Annotated in this window: 11 protein-coding genes and 1 pseudogene; 4 read left to right on the top strand and 8 right to left on the bottom strand. The window is 64.1% G+C overall.

The features are described from left to right. Positions 1-14: 14 nt before the first annotated feature. On the bottom strand, positions 15-956 hold the full coding sequence (locus tag PWG15_RS22195; RefSeq protein ID WP_275027156.1) for an ornithine lipid hydroxylase OlsE: 942 nt from the start codon (positions 954-956) through the stop codon (positions 15-17). 200 nt (positions 957-1,156) lie between these two features. On the opposite strand from PWG15_RS22195, the gene PWG15_RS22190 reads away from it, so the two are divergent. Continuing rightward, positions 1,157-1,846 (top strand): hypothetical protein, encoded by a 690-nt coding sequence (locus PWG15_RS22190; protein WP_275026155.1) that lies wholly within the window; start codon positions 1,157-1,159, stop codon positions 1,844-1,846. A 15-nt stretch (positions 1,847-1,861) separates the two neighbouring features. On the opposite strand, the gene PWG15_RS22185 is transcribed toward PWG15_RS22190, so the two are convergent. From PWG15_RS22185 to PWG15_RS22165, 6 genes and pseudogenes are all read right to left on the bottom strand, one after another. Continuing rightward, entirely contained in the window at positions 1,862-2,524 is a 663-nt protein-coding gene (locus PWG15_RS22185; protein WP_275026154.1) for a sulfite oxidase-like oxidoreductase, read from the bottom strand. An 88-nt stretch (positions 2,525-2,612) separates the two neighbouring features. Further along, positions 2,613-2,693 (bottom strand): annotated as a pseudogene (locus tag PWG15_RS36580) (IclR family transcriptional regulator); the annotation flags it as partial. Positions 2,694-2,929: 236 nt separating this feature from the next. Then, entirely contained in the window at positions 2,930-7,990 is a 5,061-nt protein-coding gene (locus PWG15_RS22180; RefSeq protein ID WP_275026153.1) for an autotransporter domain-containing protein, read from the bottom strand. Between the two features lie 170 nt (positions 7,991-8,160). Next, positions 8,161-9,144, bottom strand: a complete 984-nt coding sequence (locus tag PWG15_RS22175) for a GAF domain-containing DNA-binding protein (protein ID WP_275026152.1) — start codon at positions 9,142-9,144, stop codon at positions 8,161-8,163. Beyond that, the gene (locus tag PWG15_RS22170; RefSeq protein ID WP_275026151.1) at positions 9,137-9,448 is read right to left on the bottom strand and encodes a hypothetical protein; all 312 of its coding nucleotides are present in this window, start codon (positions 9,446-9,448) and stop codon (positions 9,137-9,139) included. The genes PWG15_RS22175 and PWG15_RS22170 overlap by 8 nt, the downstream gene beginning before the upstream one ends. 50 nt (positions 9,449-9,498) lie before the next feature. After that, positions 9,499-10,254: an IclR family transcriptional regulator gene (locus PWG15_RS22165; protein ID WP_275026149.1), complete on the bottom strand. Its 756-nt coding sequence runs from the start codon at positions 10,252-10,254 to the stop codon at positions 9,499-9,501. A 176-nt stretch (positions 10,255-10,430) separates the two neighbouring features. Between PWG15_RS22165 and PWG15_RS22160 the strand changes: the two genes are divergently transcribed. The 3 genes from PWG15_RS22160 to pcaF are packed head-to-tail and all read left to right on the top strand — an operon-like array spanning position 10,431 to position 13,289. After that, on the top strand, positions 10,431-11,291 hold the full coding sequence (locus PWG15_RS22160; protein ID WP_275026148.1) for a CoA transferase subunit A: 861 nt from the start codon (positions 10,431-10,433) through the stop codon (positions 11,289-11,291). Between the two features lie 10 nt (positions 11,292-11,301). After that, positions 11,302-12,084 carry a CoA-transferase subunit beta gene (locus PWG15_RS22155; protein ID WP_275026145.1) on the top strand — a complete coding sequence of 261 codons (783 nt, stop codon included), beginning with the start codon at positions 11,302-11,304 and terminating at the stop codon, positions 12,082-12,084. Then, the gene (gene pcaF, locus PWG15_RS22150) at positions 12,084-13,289 is read left to right on the top strand and encodes a 3-oxoadipyl-CoA thiolase (protein WP_275026144.1); all 1,206 of its coding nucleotides are present in this window, start codon (positions 12,084-12,086) and stop codon (positions 13,287-13,289) included. Before PWG15_RS22155 ends, pcaF begins: the two co-directional genes overlap by 1 nt. Before the next feature lie 98 nt (positions 13,290-13,387). On the opposite strand, the gene PWG15_RS22145 is transcribed toward pcaF, so the two are convergent. Beyond that, on the bottom strand, positions 13,388-15,400 hold the full coding sequence (locus PWG15_RS22145; protein ID WP_425536803.1) for a beta-galactosidase: 2,013 nt from the start codon (positions 15,398-15,400) through the stop codon (positions 13,388-13,390). Positions 15,401-15,423: the final 23 nt, after the last annotated feature.

Raw genomic sequence — 15,423 nt, 5'->3', positions numbered from 1 at the left:
CGGCATCCCCGCCATCACGGGCCTCGGCTTGGGCGGCCGAGAATCTGGCGAACGCCTTCCTTGGTGAAGGGCTGAACCAGTTGCTTCAGAAATCCCCGTGCGATCTGTCCCTTGATGCCGATATCGGTGGAGGATGGACGGTTGGGATTGTAGTAGGTTCTGAAAATCAGATCCCAGATCACGACGTTCTCGCCGTAGTTCATGTTGCCTTCACGCAGGTCTTTCGAATGGTGCCAGCGGTGAAGACGCGGCGTGCTGAAGACGAAATCGAAGATGCCGGTGCGCATATCGACATTGCAATGGGTGAGGATGCCCATGAAGGCCGTGACGGCCCCAAGCCACCAGAAAACGTGGAGCGGCGCTCCGAGGAAATAGAGCGGGATCTGGCTCATCGCGACCTTGAAGAGCGAATCGGCGACGTGGAAGCGGCCGGTGTTGATGACCCAGAGCCGGGCGACACTGTGATGCAGGGCGTGGAACCGCCAGAAGAACAGTTTTTCATGGGCGATGCGATGCGCCCAGTAGAGGCCCAGTTCGGCTATCACCACTGCCAGCCCCACCTGAACCACCATTGGCCAATCCGAAGGCCACAGCCCGAACTTCAGCGCCGCAAGCGGCTGCAAAACGTTGGCGGCGTACATGGGGAAGAGCGCGGCGATCAAGCCTGCCAGTTGCAGCAACCCCTTCGTCGCCAGCGTATGCCCGATGTCGTTCACCGTCTCGCCATCCGACAACAGCCAGCGCCGCTCGTAGGGGATGAAGCGCTCGAGAAGAAAGAGCAAGAAGACCGTGACGGCATAGACCGTCGCGAAAGCGATCATCGGGCGGGCGCTCGTGAAGGCAAGGTGCGCCCCCAATAGTCCAGAGAAGAACACCAAGGGCCAGGACAGGTATCGCAGCATTCGCTTTAGCAGGTACCCGGCCTTCGAAAAGGCGCGGCGACGCTCTGAAATCATCATTGACGCTCCATCCATTCCAGCAACTCGCGGCATGTACGCGGGCGGCCATCACTGACGCGCCCATCGGAACATGCATCCAGGCGAAGGTCCGGCTCGGACCGATCGCCCCACCCCTTGCCGCCATACATGCGCCTGATCTCGGCGCAAGTGCGTGGCTTTCCGTCACTTAGCCGACCATCACGACAGGGATCGTACAGATGCTGCGCGGTGCGTTGCGGATCGTCGGCAATCCACAGCCCTTTGTCATCGGCATGACCCGAGCCCGCGCCGAACAGGATCATCCACATTGGCAAGACGACCAACCGCATCGACAACCGTCCTTGTTTGAAACGTTATTGCCGAACTTTGGGGGGAGCGGATTACACGAGCATTGCGGGAGGCCTGAGGATGCAACCGGACAGGTCGCAAAGCAACCTTTCGTTGACTTCGCCGTCAAGGAGGCTCTGTTCCACGAGATCGTGACGCCGAAGCTTGCTGGCCGATTGCTGCGCGCCCGCGTGCGGGAACTGCGATCGGTCGGCAACTGGCTGACGGCGGATGCACGGGGCTCGGCCTATGCGCGCGCCCTTCGTTCTGGAGAGTACCAGCTTGTCGTCCTGATCCTGCTTCGCGGCGCCGAGGGCACGCGCTACGGCCATGTGCGAGGCCTGATGGTCGGCGAGATGACCCGGCTCGCATGGCGATACATGATCGAGACACAGGGCGAGGCATCCCTCTCGCCCTTGATGCGCTTCATGCTCGAGCGCACCTTCAGCAGAACCATCGACACCATTGCCGACACGCTCGGAGCGTACGAGGATGGGCTGTCGATTCAGGCGGCCATCGCTCTCTTCTGGCGCTACCAGTTCGCGGGCCTGCAGTCGCTGATGGCTCCGAAAGAACCTTGAGAGCCGCCGAAGGCATCAGTCGTCCGAATAGCGCTCCTCGCGCCACGGGTCGCCGCGCATGTGATAGCCGTTCTTCTCCCAGAACCCGGCGGCGTCCCCCGCGCGAAAGTCGATGCGCGTGAGCCACTTGGCGCTCTTCCACAGATAGAGATGCGGAACAACGAGCCGCATCGGCCCGCCATGGGTGCGGCTGATTGGCTGCCCCTCCCAGTCCGTCGCCAGGATCGCGTCCTCGGAGGCGAAGTCTTCAAGCGGCAGGTTGGTGGTGTATCCGTCGTAGCTCGTCAGCATGACGTGGCTCGCCTCGGACTTCGGCATCACATGATCCAGCAGGTCACGGGTCGCGACACCCTGCCAGCGGTTGTCATAGCGCGACCAGGTGGTCACGCAGTGCATGTCGGATAGTCGATTGCTTTGCGGCAGCCCCTTGAAGGCTTCCCATCCGAGCGACGCCGGATGCTCGACAAGACCGGTGATATCGAGTCGCCAGCTTTCCGTCCGAATGATCGGCTGCTGGCCGAGGTCGAGCACCGGCCAATCCTTGACCAGGTGTTGACCGGGCGGCAGGCGTTCGTCTTCCGCCCGGGTGACGCGTCCGGTCAGGAACTTGCCGGCAGCGGCCCAGCGCCGCTTCGTCGTCGTGAGTTTGGTTTCCGGCGGATGCGTGTCGTCGGTCATGAACGTTACTCCCCGGCCCGAATTCACTCGCCAAGCGGAAATAAGAAGGGCGCCGCTACAGAACGTCAAGCGCAGGAGCGCGAAGTTGTTACCTCAGCACCAACCGTAGCGCCCTTTGCGTTTCCGTCAGCAGCGGCAGATAGCGCGCAACCATCTCCGCCGCAGGGACGTGCGTGCGCCACCGGCGCACCGATGTGCATTTGCTTTCGGCTCAGCCTTGCCGAGCCTGCCTATTCTTCCCGGTTGTTGCCGCGCCCGGCGAGGCGCGGGGCGGACGGAGCCCGGCGCGTGGGCACGCCGGCTCCCGCGTGCCACATCCATGCGCGCTTCGAACCAGCCTTGAAAGCCCCCCGCCAAGGTCGGCCAAGACCCTGACGAGCGGCCGTTTGCGTCGACTGCGTTCAATCAGAACTTGACGCTCAGATTTGCCTTGAAGCTCTGGTCGCTGACACCGCCGCCGAACTGACCCGTGTAGGCCAAGCCGAGGGTAGCGTCAGGCGCGACGGCGAAATCGAGACCGGCTTCGAGCACCGCTGTATTCTCCGCGATCGGGACACCGGCGATGACAAACGTGCTCGCCGGCGAAAACCCGTTCGACGACAACGGCAAGGTGTCACCGAAGGCATGTCTCCAGCCGACGGTGCCGCGGGCCGTCGCCAACACGCCGCCAAGGTCGAAGCTGGACGCCGCGCGCAGACCAAGGGTCGTGAACGTCGTGTCCTGCGAGGCGTCCTGGCCGAAGAGAGCGGCCGCGCCACCCCGCTCGACAAAGCCGTCGCGGTTGAGGTGCACATAGGCAAGGTTGGCAAAGGGTTCCAGATCGACCGCCCCGGCCGTGAAGGCATAGGCGAACTCGCCGAAGACCTGCCCCGTCCCGGCGCTATAGTCGGCAGAAAGACTGTCCGAGAAGCCAGGGAAGGAAACGGAGCGGCTCGTCTCGATATCGTGCCAGCTATAGGCGGCACCGGTTCTGAGCGATGCATCGCCCCAACGTCCGCCGGCATAGAGCCCGAGATGATAGTTGTCGGAGGTTGCCGACGAGAACCGCGCGTCTATGTCCATCGAGGAGCGCGAGTAACCGGCGAGAGCACCGACGGTCCATTCGTCCACCTGCGTATCGGCACCGACGAAGAAACCGCCGATGGAGCGATCCGCCTTGGCGGCATTGCCGTCACCGTCGACCCGTCCCCAGGAACCGAAGCCCTGGCTCCACAGCGCAAGTGCGCCGCTGTCGATTGCGCCGGTGATCTCGCTCGATTGCTTCGACGCCACTGTGCCGAGCACGGTGCGCAGACGATCGTTTGCGGCGTCACGCAGGAACCGGCTGTCCTCGATCAGGATCGACTGGAACGAGCTGTGCACTTCGCCGGAAAGCAGATCGAAGGCCCTGCGCGCCGCCTCAGGCGTTGCGGCGAACGCCACCGCGTTGAAGATGGGGTTGGTAAGACCGAGGCGGTCCACACCGAGGCTGGCGGCGATCTGGTTGCGGGTCTGGCCGACGCTGGCAAAGCTGATATCGTTGCGGGTCAGCTTGAGCGACAGGTCGTTGCCATCGCCGCCGTTGTAGTCGACCGTCGGATCGAGGAACACCAGGTTATCGACGATCGACGCAAAGGTGCCGGTGATCGCGCCGGAACTCGTCTTGTCGATGAGAATGAACGGGCCGGTGATCGGATTCCAACTCGACGCCGTGTTGGGCGAAAGCAGGAGATCAAGGGTCGCGCCGGAGATATCGACGTTGCCCGATACGATCACCTTGTCGGTGGCGGTGGGCGTACCTTCGATCTGCAAGATGCCGTTGTTGGTGTAATTGCCGGCAATCGTCTGCGTACCGATCGAATTGCCCGGAGCATGGACGCCACCAGCCTGAACGGTCGTGTTGCCAAGCGTGCCGGTCCCGCCGAGACGTGCGCCGCGCCGGATCGTGGTCAGGCTGGAGTTCGCCAGCGAACCGTTGACGACCAGATCACCCGAGGTGATATCGGTCGCGCCGGTGAAAGTGTTCACACCGGTCAGGGTCAGCTTGCCCTTGCCTGCCTGGGTCAGCGTGCCGTTGCCCGAGACCGCGCCGGCATAAGTCACGTCGTTCGAGCGGTTGTAGACGAGCGCGCCGTCGTTGGCGATCGAGCCGACGAAATTGCCGGAGCCGCCGATCCAGCCGGTGGTACCGCCATTGCCGAGCTGCAGCGTGCTGCCCGTGCCGATTGTCACGGCGCCTGATGTACTGTTGTTGGCCGTCAGGGTCAGGGTGCCCGTGCCGATCTGCGAGAACGAGCCGGGGCCGGTAATCATGCTGCCGTAGGTTGCATTGGCCGAGCTGTTGAAGACGAGCGCGCCGTAGTTGGTGACATTCGATGCGAGCGACCCACCGGCACCGCCATCGCCGATCTGTAGCGTCGCACCCTTGGTGACGCCCGCGCCGCCGGTAAAGGTATTGGTGCCGGTCAGGACCTGTGTGCCAGCCGCGACATTGATGCCGCCAGTGCCGGTGATCGCGCCCGAGAACGTGCCCGTGGCACTGCCGATCATCAGATATTGACTTCCGAGCACCACCTGGCCGCTGCCGGCAAGCGACTTAACCTGTGCGGAAGCCGCCGCCGAGACATCGAAGGTGCCGTTGGCCGTCAGCCCGCTCGAGGCGTTGATCCGCCCCTGGCCCGAAAGAGCGAGTGTACCGCCCGCTGCGATCGACGTCGCACCGGTATAGGTGTTCATGCCCGTCAAGGTCAGTGTGCCGTTGCCGACCTTGTTGAGCCCGGTTCCGGTCCCGCCATCCTGCAACACCGAGCCGATCGTGGTTGCGACGCCGTTGGCGACATTAATCGTCGCCGCCGTGCCGCTTGCCGGGTTAAAGGCAAGCGCGCCGCCATTGATGGTGTAGCCGCTGCCATCGGTCGTCGGGGAGAATTGCAGCGTGTCGAAGCTCTGCGTTCCAACGACATTGACGACACCTCCGGTCGCACCGGCAAACACGCCGACGGATCCGCCGAAGCTGCCGTTGATGCCGGCGCGCGACGGCGCGCCGGTCCAGTTGGTGCCGGCCGACGTCCAGGTGCCGGCACCACCGTTGACCGTGCCGTTGCCTGTCGTGTCTGCTCCATCCCAGAAGTGCATCACCTGGCCGGTGCCGAGCACGGACAGATTGACCTGCTTGGCAATGCCGGTCTGAACCTGATGGCTGGCAACGGTGAAGCTCGGCGCCGTCGAAGTTGCAGCCGTCGTCGCAAAGCTGCCCGTCAGCGAGCCATCATATTCGAACAGCCGGTAATATCCGGCCGACGCCACCTGAGCGTTCAGCGCGCCGCCGAGCGTCAGATTGCCACCGACCTTCACCAGATCGTTGTTGCCCGCGCTGCCGACAAGGCCGGGCGTGTTCAGCTCGAATACCGATGTGGAGCCGGCGCCGAGCGTCAGATCGCCAGCTATCGTGAGCGTGCCCGGGCTGTTGCCGGCCGAGAGCGTGCCATCGACCGTGACGTTGCCGCCGATCCTGCCCGATCCGCCGAGCGTCCCGCCCGTGCCGACATTGACGTTGCCGCCAAGCTGACCGTTGACATAGGTCGTGCCCGACGTCACTGACGTCGCGCCTGCAAACAGCGAGCTGTCCCCCGTCAGTGTCAGCTTGCCCGTTCCGGCCTGGGAAATCGTGCCGTTGCCGCTGATCTTGCCGGCATAGCTGACATCGTTCGAGCGATTGTAGACGAGCGCGCCGTTGTTGGTGATCGAGCCGACGAAGTTGCCGGTGCCGCCGATCCAGCCGGTCGTGCCGCCATTGCCGAGCTGCAGCGTGCTGCCCGAACCGATCGTCACCGGACCGCGCGTGCTGCTGGTCGCCGTCAGCGTCAGCTTGCCAGCGCCGGTCTGCGAGAACGTGCCATTGCCCGTGATCGAGCCACCGTAGGTCAAGTTGCCGGAGCGATTGAAGACCACCGCGCCAGCATTGTTGATGTTGCCCACGAGCGAGCCACCCAAACCGCCATCGCCGATCTGTAGCGTCGCTCCGGTATTGGTACCCGCCTGACCGGTAAAGGTGTTGGCGCCGGTGAGAACCTGCGTTCCCGCCATGACACTGATGCCACCAGTACCGGTAATCGCGCCGGAGAACGTGCCGGAGGCATTGTTGATCATCAGATATTGACTTCCGAGCACCACCTGGCCGCTGCCGGTCAGCGACTTGACCGCCGGCGCGACGGCCGCAGAGACGTCGAAGATGCCGTTGGCCGTCAGACCGCTCGAGGCGCTGATCCGCCCTTGGCCCGAAAGCGCAAGCGTGCCGCCCGCTGCGACCGTCGTCGCACCGGTATAGGTGTTCATTCCATCCAACGTCAGCGTGCCGCTGCCGGTCTTGATGAGAGAGCCATTGCCCGTAATCGCGCTGCTCAACCGCCCGTTGGCGGCCTGGTCGATCGTCAGGCTGGCGGCGTTGTTGATGGCGACGTTGCCGAAGAGACCCGGGGTCGCTGCGAGAAAGCGGAATGTGTTGGCGCCGCCATCAAAGGTCATGGCGTTGGCACCGCCGGCACCGTTAAGCGACCCTGTCGCGCCAAGAGTGATGTCCAGATCTCGCCCGACGATCCCGGCCCCATTTACGCCGCCGGCCCCGCCGGTTCCCGCCGATCCACCCCTGACATTGCCGTTGACGATCACTGTACCGCCATTCAGCGCGCTGATGCCAGCGCCGCCGTCGCCGTTGCTTTTGCCGAGAAAATATCCACCGGCGCCTACGTTGCCGCCGTTGCCGCCCGTAACGTCCGCGTTCACCGTCAACGTGCCGCCACCGACGAGCGCCGCGCCATCGCCGCCGTCACCACCGCTGCCGCCGATACCGATGCCGCCCGACGCGTCCCCGCCGGCGCCGCCATGTCCGCCCTGCCCGCCGGAGACTGCCGTTCCCGTTATGGTATGCGTGCCACCGGAGGCAACGACCCGGCCGTAACCGCCGGCGCCGCCGCCACCGCCGTCGCCGTTCGGCGAGGCACCGCCATCGCCACCGCGGCCCGCAGCGACACCGACGATGCCATGCGCACCGCCACCGCCGCCGCCGCCGCCGCCGAAGTCGCCGCCGCTGCCGCTGCCGTCACCGCCCGACGCCCCGTTCGGGCTGCCGCCGGTACCACCGGCGCCGCCATTGCCGGCAACCCCGGCACCGTGCTGGCTTCCCGCGCCACCGGCCGCACCCGGCCCGCCGCCACCGCCACCGTTTCCGGAATAGGTCGCATTGCTGCCAGGCGTCCCCTGCAAGTTGCCGTCGACGCCGCCACCGGCGCCGCCCGTGCTCCCACCGGCGCCGCCCTTGCCTGCCGCCTGAGCAGGTGGCGCAGCCGCGACCACGCCGAGAGCAAGGCCCGTGGCTGCGAACAACCATAGAGCGGTGCTGCTCAGCAGCAAGCGCTGGCGACCCGCTGCGGAACGACGCGATGACCGCCGCCGGTCGTTGCGCTCTTCGCTCTCAAGTCCGCTTCCCAAGCCCTTATTCTGACAATTGATCTTTTTCAAAGGCTTGCCCCCGCCATCGCCCAAAAATGTCCCAGGAAGCTCGCTTGCATGGCAACCCTAAAGCGGCAACGCCTTATCGACGAAACAACTTACGGGTTCGACGAAGCAACAAAGCGCGACATCGGCCTCTGTGGAAAATCTCAGATGCCGAGACGACTGCGCAATTCCTGCCTGTAGGGGCGGGACACGGCCCAGGATTCGTCTATTCTACGCAGACGCACAGCCCAGGCCTGTTTCGTCGGACCTGAATGACGGTCGAGCTCGGTGACGTGCGACAGGTTGATCACTGCGGTCCGATGGATGCGCAGGAAGTTCGACTTGGGCAGCAGGCCAGTCCAGAATGAAAGCGGACGGAGATCCAGGACCGCGGCTTCGTCCTTCAGCCAGATCTGGGTGTAGTCCTTGGCAGAACGAAGCCCGACGATGGCAGACAGCGGCACGCCGCGGGTGCGTCCCGGCATATGCAGATGGACGAGCTGATCGGTCCCAGCGGACGTTATTGCGGCAGCACCTTCCCGCTCGCCATACGTCGATGTCCGCCCGTAGCGCGCGATCCCGATCAGCTTTGCACAGCGGGCGAGCTGGTGGATTTCTTCGATTGGCCATCGACGCACTGCCCTCGTCGCATCGAAACCGATGCAGGCACGCAAAGCGCCCTCGTGAAAGACCGGGACGCAGAGAACGCTCTTGTCGTTCTGGCGAAGCATTTCCGCCTGAAGTGCGCGCGCCGGACGCGGTAGCCTTGCGACGTCGTTGATCATGACTGCCTTGCCGGCGACCAGCCACTGATGCAGCCAGCCGATCATCGTCACCGGCGTCTGCTGCAGGTCAGCGACATGCGACGACACGTCCCCCCGCACCCACTCCTCAGTGTTGCGGAAGCGCAGAAGGTCGTCGCAGTATTCGAACATCCACGCCCGGTCGGCGCCGGCAAGCATGCCGGTTTCCTCCAGGATCGCGGCGATCGCCGCTTTGGCCGGCGAACCGATAAGGTGGGTGGCAGCCAAATAGGCCCAGTCCTGTGCCGGCCGCCCCGCGGCAGTGCAAGGCGGCACGATCGTCGCGATCAGTTCGTAGGGCGGAAAGGTGATGGAATGGTCGGACGGGTGCGATTGCTCATTCATGACGATCAATATGGAAACAGGGAAAAGGAAATTGCTCTGTAAAATTTCGGGTTTCCCGGAAATCCGGGTCGTAACAATGGCAGCAGCGCCCAGAAGTCGCCGAGAGGCGGCGCTGGGCAAGATTTGACAAAATATCTGGCTCTTGCGGTGCGATGTCCCCCTCCATCCGCCAGCGTTTTTCGCCGCCAGCACCCACCCGCGCGGAACCACTTGCATTTGTGGGCAAAAAAAATGCAAGCGCAACCTGCATCACCACGCGGCCCATTTTTGGGTCGGTTTCAGGCCGTTCGGTCGCTACCCGCACCTGTGCTTGCAACGTGACAGCAAAACATCAAGCGCCGAAGCAGAAAGCCGTTACCTCAGCACCAGCCTTAGCGCCCCTTGTGTTTCCTTCAGCAGCGGCAGATAGCGCTCGACCATCTCCGCCGCTGGAACGTGGGCCGCGGGCGCGCCGATATTGAGCGCAGCGACGATCCGGCCGCGATCGTTTTCGAGCGGAACAGCAATCGAGCAGAGGCCAAGCTCCAGCTCCTGATCGATCAGCGCGTAGCCCTGGTCGCGTATCCGCTTGAATTCGGCAACCAATTCGTCCGGGTCGGTCTTCGTATAGGGCGTGTTCGCCTTCAGGTTCGAGCGTGAAAGGATCTCGCGCGCCTCATGCTCCGGCAACGCCGCCAGCCACACCCGTCCCATCGAAGCGCAGTAGGCCGGCAGCCGCGAGCCGGTAGTCAGGTTGATCGACATGACCCGCTTCTGCGAGGCGCGGGCGATATAGACGATCTCCGTGCCATCCAGCACCGAGGCCGACGCACTCTGGCCGGCACGTTCCGAAAGCTGATCGAGATAAGGCTGGATGATCGTCGGCAGCGGCGTTGCCGAGAGATAGGCGTGGCCCAATCTCAGGATCTTGGGCGTCAGCGCGAAGAACTTGCCGTCGTAGTCCGCATAGCCAAGCTCCGAGAGCGTCAGCAGCGACCGGCGCACTGTCGCCCGGTCGAGACCGGTGATCTTCGATGCCTCGGCAATCGACAGCTTCGGACGCGTTTCGTCGAAGGCTTCAATCACCGTCAGCCCCCGCGCAAATCCACTGACGAAATCGGTCTCACGCATCGTCGCCTCTCCAAACATGACAGTCTAATTTTGTGCGATATATGAACAAATGTCAAATATCGCACAAAATATTTGACCGCTCGGTTCGTTCGGCGCTTACTGCCTCACGAGAAGGCCGCGGCTCTCCCACCAAACGGACCGCATGCGCCAACAAACAACAGACGAAGAGAGGAAACATGGCGAAGATCGTTTCGCTCGCCGAGGCCGTCGGCGACAATGTCAGGGATGGCGACATCGTCGCCATGGAAGGCTTCACCCACCTGATCCCCTATGCCGCCGGTCACGAAGTGATCCGCCAGGGCCGCAAGGATCTCTATCTGGTGCGCATGACGCCCGACATTCTCTACGACCAGCTGATTGGAGTGGGTGCCGCCCGTGGCATGAAGTTCTCCTGGGGCGGCAATCCGGGCGTCGGATCGCTGCACCGCTTCCGCGATGCCGTCGAAAACCAGTGGCCGCGACCGCTCGAGATCGAAGAGCATTCACACGCGGCCATGGCCAACGCCTATGAGGCGGGGGCTGCCAACCTGCCGTTTGCGACGCTGCGCGGCTATATCGGCGCCGACCTGCCGAAGGTGAACCCCAACATCAAGTCGGTCACCTGCCCCTTCACCGGCGAAGTGCTGGCTGCCGTTCCGGCGATCCGCCCCGACGTGACGATCATCCACGCACAACGCGCCGACAGGAAGGGCAACGTGCTGATCGAAGGCATCGTCGGGGTCCAGAAGGAAGCGGTGCTTGCCGCCAGGCGCTCGATCGTCACGGTGGAAGAAATCGTCGACGAACTGAACCCGCCATCGCCGAATTCGCTCGTGCTTCCGAGTTGGGCAATCACAGCGGTTGCCCACGTTCCGGGCGGCGCCTTCCCATCCTATGCGCACGGCTACTACCCGCGCTCCAACGCCTTCTACATCGGCTGGGACGAGATTGCCCGAGACCGCGACAGCTTCACCGCCTGGATCAAGCAGAACGTGCTCGACGCAAAGCCGGACGATTTCGCCAAGCACGCCGGCAAACCAGCGGTAAAAGCCGCCTGAGGAGGATAGGATGAGCGACTTCACCCCCACCGAAATGATGACCATCGCCGCCGCGCGCGAGCTCTCAAACGACGACGTGTGCTTCGTCGGCATCGGCGCGCCTTCGGCCGCCTGCAACGTCGCGCGGCTGACCCATGCGCCAGACATTACCCTGATCTACGAAAGCGGTACGGTAGGAACCAAGCCGGACGTGCTGCCGCTCTCGATCGGCGACGGCGAACTCTGCGACACCGCCCTCTTCACCGTCTCCGTGCCGGAGATGTTCCGCTACTGGCTGCAGGGCGGACGCATCACCACCGGCTTTCTCGGCGGCGCCCAGATCGACAGGTTCGCCAACCTCAACACGACAGTCGTCGGCCCCTACGACCACCCGAAGGTCCGCCTGCCGGGCGGTGGTGGCGCGCCGGAGATCGCCTCCAATTGCGGCCGCATCTTCATCACCATGGCGCTGTCGAAGCGCGGCTTCGTCGAAAAACTGCCCTTCATCACCTCGATGGGCCATGGCGAAGGCGGTGACCACCGCGAGCGGCTCGGCATGAAGACCAAGGGACCGACCCGCGTCATCACCGATCTCTGCATCCTGGAACCGGATCCTGGGACCAAGGAGCTGACCGTCGTTTCGATCCATCCGGGCGTGACCCGCGAGCAGATCGTCGAGAACTGCGGCTGGGCGATCCGGTTCGCCGGTGAAGTGATCGAGACGCCTGCTCCGACGGAGCTTGAGCTCAACACCCTTCGCGACATCAATGCCCGCACCAAGAAGGCGCATCAGGGCGACAAGGAGGCTGCGTAATGGCCGAAGCTTTCATCTGCGACTATGTCCGCACCCCGATCGGCCGCTTCGGCGGCTCGCTCTCTTCCGTCCGGGCCGATGACCTCGGCGCGATCCCGCTGAAGGCACTGATCGAACGCAATGCCGATATCGACTGGGACGCGGTCGATGACGTGATCTTCGGCTGCGCCAACCAGGCCGGCGAGGACAATCGCAACGTCGCACGCATGTCTCTGCTTCTGGCCGGCCTGCCGGTCGGCGTCTCCGGCACGACGATCAACCGGCTCTGCGGCTCCGGCATGGATGCGGTGATCACGGCTGCCCGCGCCATCCGCTCGGGCGAAGCCGAATTGATGATTGCCGGTGGCGTCGAGAGCATGTCGCGCGCACCCTTCGTAATGCCGAAGGCCGACACTGCGTTTTCGCGTAACGCCGAGATCTACGACACCACCATCGGCTGGCGCTTCGTCAATCCTGTCATGAAGAAGCAGTACGGCGTCGATTCCATGCCCGAGACCGGTGAGAACGTCGCGGCCGATTTCCATGTCAGCCGTGAGGACCAGGACGCCTTTGCCGTCCGCAGCCAGGCCAAGGCTGCGGCTGCGCAGGCCAATGGCCGTTTGGCGAAAGAGATCGTTTCGGTGACGATCCCGCAGCGGAAGGGCGAGCCCATCGTAGTCGATCGCGACGAGCACCCGCGCGCAACGTCAATGGAGGCGCTCGCCAAACTCGGCACACCCTTCAAGAAGGAAGGCGGCACGGTGACCGCCGGCAACGCCTCCGGCGTCAACGACGGCGCGACCGCGCTGATCATCGCCTCGGAAGCGGCCATCAAGAAATACGGCCTGCGGCCGATCGCCCGCATTCTCGGCGGTGCTGCCGCCGGCGTACCGCCGCGCATCATGGGCATGGGGCCGGCGCCGGCGTCGAAGAAGCTGATGGCGCGCCTCGGGCTCAAGCAGACGCAGTTTGACGTCATCGAACTCAACGAGGCCTTCGCCTCGCAGGGCCTCGCCGTGCTCCGCGACCTCGGCATCGCCGACGACGACCCGCGCGTCAACCGCAACGGCGGCGCGATCGCGCTCGGCCACCCGCTCGGCATGTCCGGCGCACGCATCACGGGCACGGCAGCACTGGAGCTTCAGGAGACCGGCGGGCGCTATTCGCTTTCGACCATGTGCATTGGCGTCGGCCAGGGCATCGCCGTCGCGCTGGAACGCGTCTAGTCTGCCCGAACGCATCCGAATGCAAAAAGCCCGGCCTCCAAGAGGCCGGGCTTTTTGCTTTAAGGAACACCGACGCGGATGTTTCGTCCGCTTTCCCGTCACTCCGACCAGATCGCGACATCGACCGGGCCGAGCTTGCGGCCGCCGACATGGAAGGTCGCGCCAGCAGGTGCGGGAACATCGACGGCGGTCTTGCCGTAGTTGAAGGCGAAGGAGAGCTTGCCGCGGCGGGTGATGCGGAGATCACCAAGATCCGCCAGCGCCTCGACCGAGGCCCAGCCGAGCGCATCGCCGATCACCTTGCCGAGGAAGTCGCCCCCGGCAGCGGTTGCGAGATAGCGCGCCTTGTCGTTGCCGACGAGCGCCGGCGCGCCGTTGCGATAGTCGCCCTCGAAGGTCGCGAGTACCGTTTCATTGGTTCTGACGGTCTCGCGCCAGACACCAGCCGGATAGGTCTCGTTGCCGTAGAGCACGCTTTCGGCGTGGAATTCCGGCAGCGATTCGACGCGGGCGACACTGATATCGATCAGCGAGGCGAGCGGACCCGGCGGCAGCCCCTCGGGAATGTGCATGTCCTCGGTCTTGCTGCCGCTGCGCGGTCCGAAGAGCACCTTGGCGCCGGAAGCGGCGAGCTTTTCGACGAAGGCCGCATCCGGGATGACGAGATCGGGCGCCAGCACCAGCTGGTACCCCTCGAGGTCCGAGTGCTGGCCGATGATGTCGACGTCGACGCCAACGCGGGCGACGGTCGCATACCAGTCGAGCGCGATCTGCGAGGCCAGATAGGTGCGACCCTGCGGCAGCGCCCGGGTCGCCCAACGCGAATTGTAGTCCAGTAGAAGCGCCACCTTGGCCTTTTCGCGACGTTCGCCCTTCGGCAACCGCTTCATTTCCTCGGCCACCTGAGCGACCTCAAGATAGCCCTGGTCCGCTTCGCTGTTCGGCAACAGCAGGCCCGCGTGGAACTGCTCCTGCGCAAACGGCACCTGGCGCCAGCGGAAATAGGAGACCATGTCGACGCCATGCGCATAGGCAAGCCAGGTCCACAGCCGGACCATGCCGTCGGCCGGCGACTGGTTGTGCGAGGCCCAGTTCACAGGGCCCGGCTGCTGCTCCATCACCCAGACGCGGCCGTTGCCGACGGCGCGGTAAAGATCGTGGTTGAAGGCCGGCTGGTCAGGATCGCCGACGCGCAGATAGCGCCCCTTGTCTTCCGCTGAAAGACGACCGTTGAGCAGGCCGCCCATCGGATAGACATCCCAGGAGGCGATATCGATGTCCTCGCCGACCTTGTAATGGTCGAAGTCGGTGTTCTGCGACATGAAGTTGTGCGTCACCGGTCGGCCCGGCGAGTGCTTGCGGATGATGTCGACCTGCGCCTTGTTGAAGCTCTTCACCTGATCGGAGGAGAAGCGGATGTAGTCGACGATATGGGTCGGGCTCGGCTCTTCGACGAGGTTGTTCGGAAGCTCAATTTCGTCGAATGTCAGGTAGTTCATCGCCCAGAAGGCTGTGCCCCAAGCTCGGTTCAGTTCCTCGATGGTGCCGTAACGCGCAGCCAGCCATTCACGGAAGGCGCGCATCGCTTCGTCGGAATAGCTGTAGATCGTGTCGTGGTCGCCGTATTCGTTGTCGGTCTGCCAGGCATGCACGAAGATGTTCTTGCCGTAGCGCTCGGCCATGGCTTCGGAGATCCGCGCCGCCTCGATGCGGTAGCGGCGGCTGGAGAAGCAGTAGTGGCGACGGGCGCCGAACTTGCGCACCACGCCGTTGACGTCGACGGGAAGGATGTCCGGGTGGCGATCGATCAGCCATTTCGGCGGTGCGGCGGTCGGAGTTCCGAGAATTACCTTGAGGCCGGCGTTGCCGAGCACTTCGATGGCCTCGTCCAACCATTCCCAATGGAACTCGCCCGGACGGGGCTCGATCTTCGCCCAGGCGAATTCGCCGATGCGCACCCAGGCAAGGCCGAGCTCGACCATGCGGCGCGCATCCTCTTCCCATTTCGCACGCGGCCACTGCTCCGGATAGTAGCAGACGCCGAGCTCCAGCATGTCGGTCTGCTGTTCTTTGGCGTTGAAGCGGTTCGTTCTGGTCATGGGCATGTGCACGGGTCCGGTCCTTCGTCATGTCA

It is taken from the genome of Ensifer adhaerens, assembly GCF_028993555.1.
Classification (GTDB): domain Bacteria; phylum Pseudomonadota; class Alphaproteobacteria; order Rhizobiales; family Rhizobiaceae; genus Ensifer; species Ensifer adhaerens_I.
The sequence above is the reverse complement of the archived record's forward strand: the minus strand, read 5'-3'. Positions and strand labels throughout refer to the sequence as shown.

What these genes read in the sequence shown, in the direction of transcription:
- PWG15_RS22195 (WP_275027156.1), bottom strand. Translation starts at nt 956, where the DNA reads ATGATTTCAGAGCGTCGCCGCGCCTTTTCGAAGGCCGGGTACCTGCTA.
- PWG15_RS22190 (WP_275026155.1), top strand. Translation starts at nt 1,157, where the DNA reads ATGCTGCGCGGTGCGTTGCGGATCGTCGGCAATCCACAGCCCTTTGTC.
- PWG15_RS22185 (WP_275026154.1), bottom strand. Translation starts at nt 2,524, where the DNA reads ATGACCGACGACACGCATCCGCCGGAAACCAAACTCACGACGACGAAG.
- PWG15_RS22175 (WP_275026152.1), bottom strand. Translation starts at nt 9,144, where the DNA reads ATGAATGAGCAATCGCACCCGTCCGACCATTCCATCACCTTTCCGCCC.
- PWG15_RS22165 (WP_275026149.1), bottom strand. Translation starts at nt 10,254, where the DNA reads ATGCGTGAGACCGATTTCGTCAGTGGATTTGCGCGGGGGCTGACGGTG.
- PWG15_RS22160 (WP_275026148.1), top strand. Translation starts at nt 10,431, where the DNA reads ATGGCGAAGATCGTTTCGCTCGCCGAGGCCGTCGGCGACAATGTCAGG.
- PWG15_RS22155 (WP_275026145.1), top strand. Translation starts at nt 11,302, where the DNA reads ATGAGCGACTTCACCCCCACCGAAATGATGACCATCGCCGCCGCGCGC.
- pcaF (WP_275026144.1), top strand. Translation starts at nt 12,084, where the DNA reads ATGGCCGAAGCTTTCATCTGCGACTATGTCCGCACCCCGATCGGCCGC.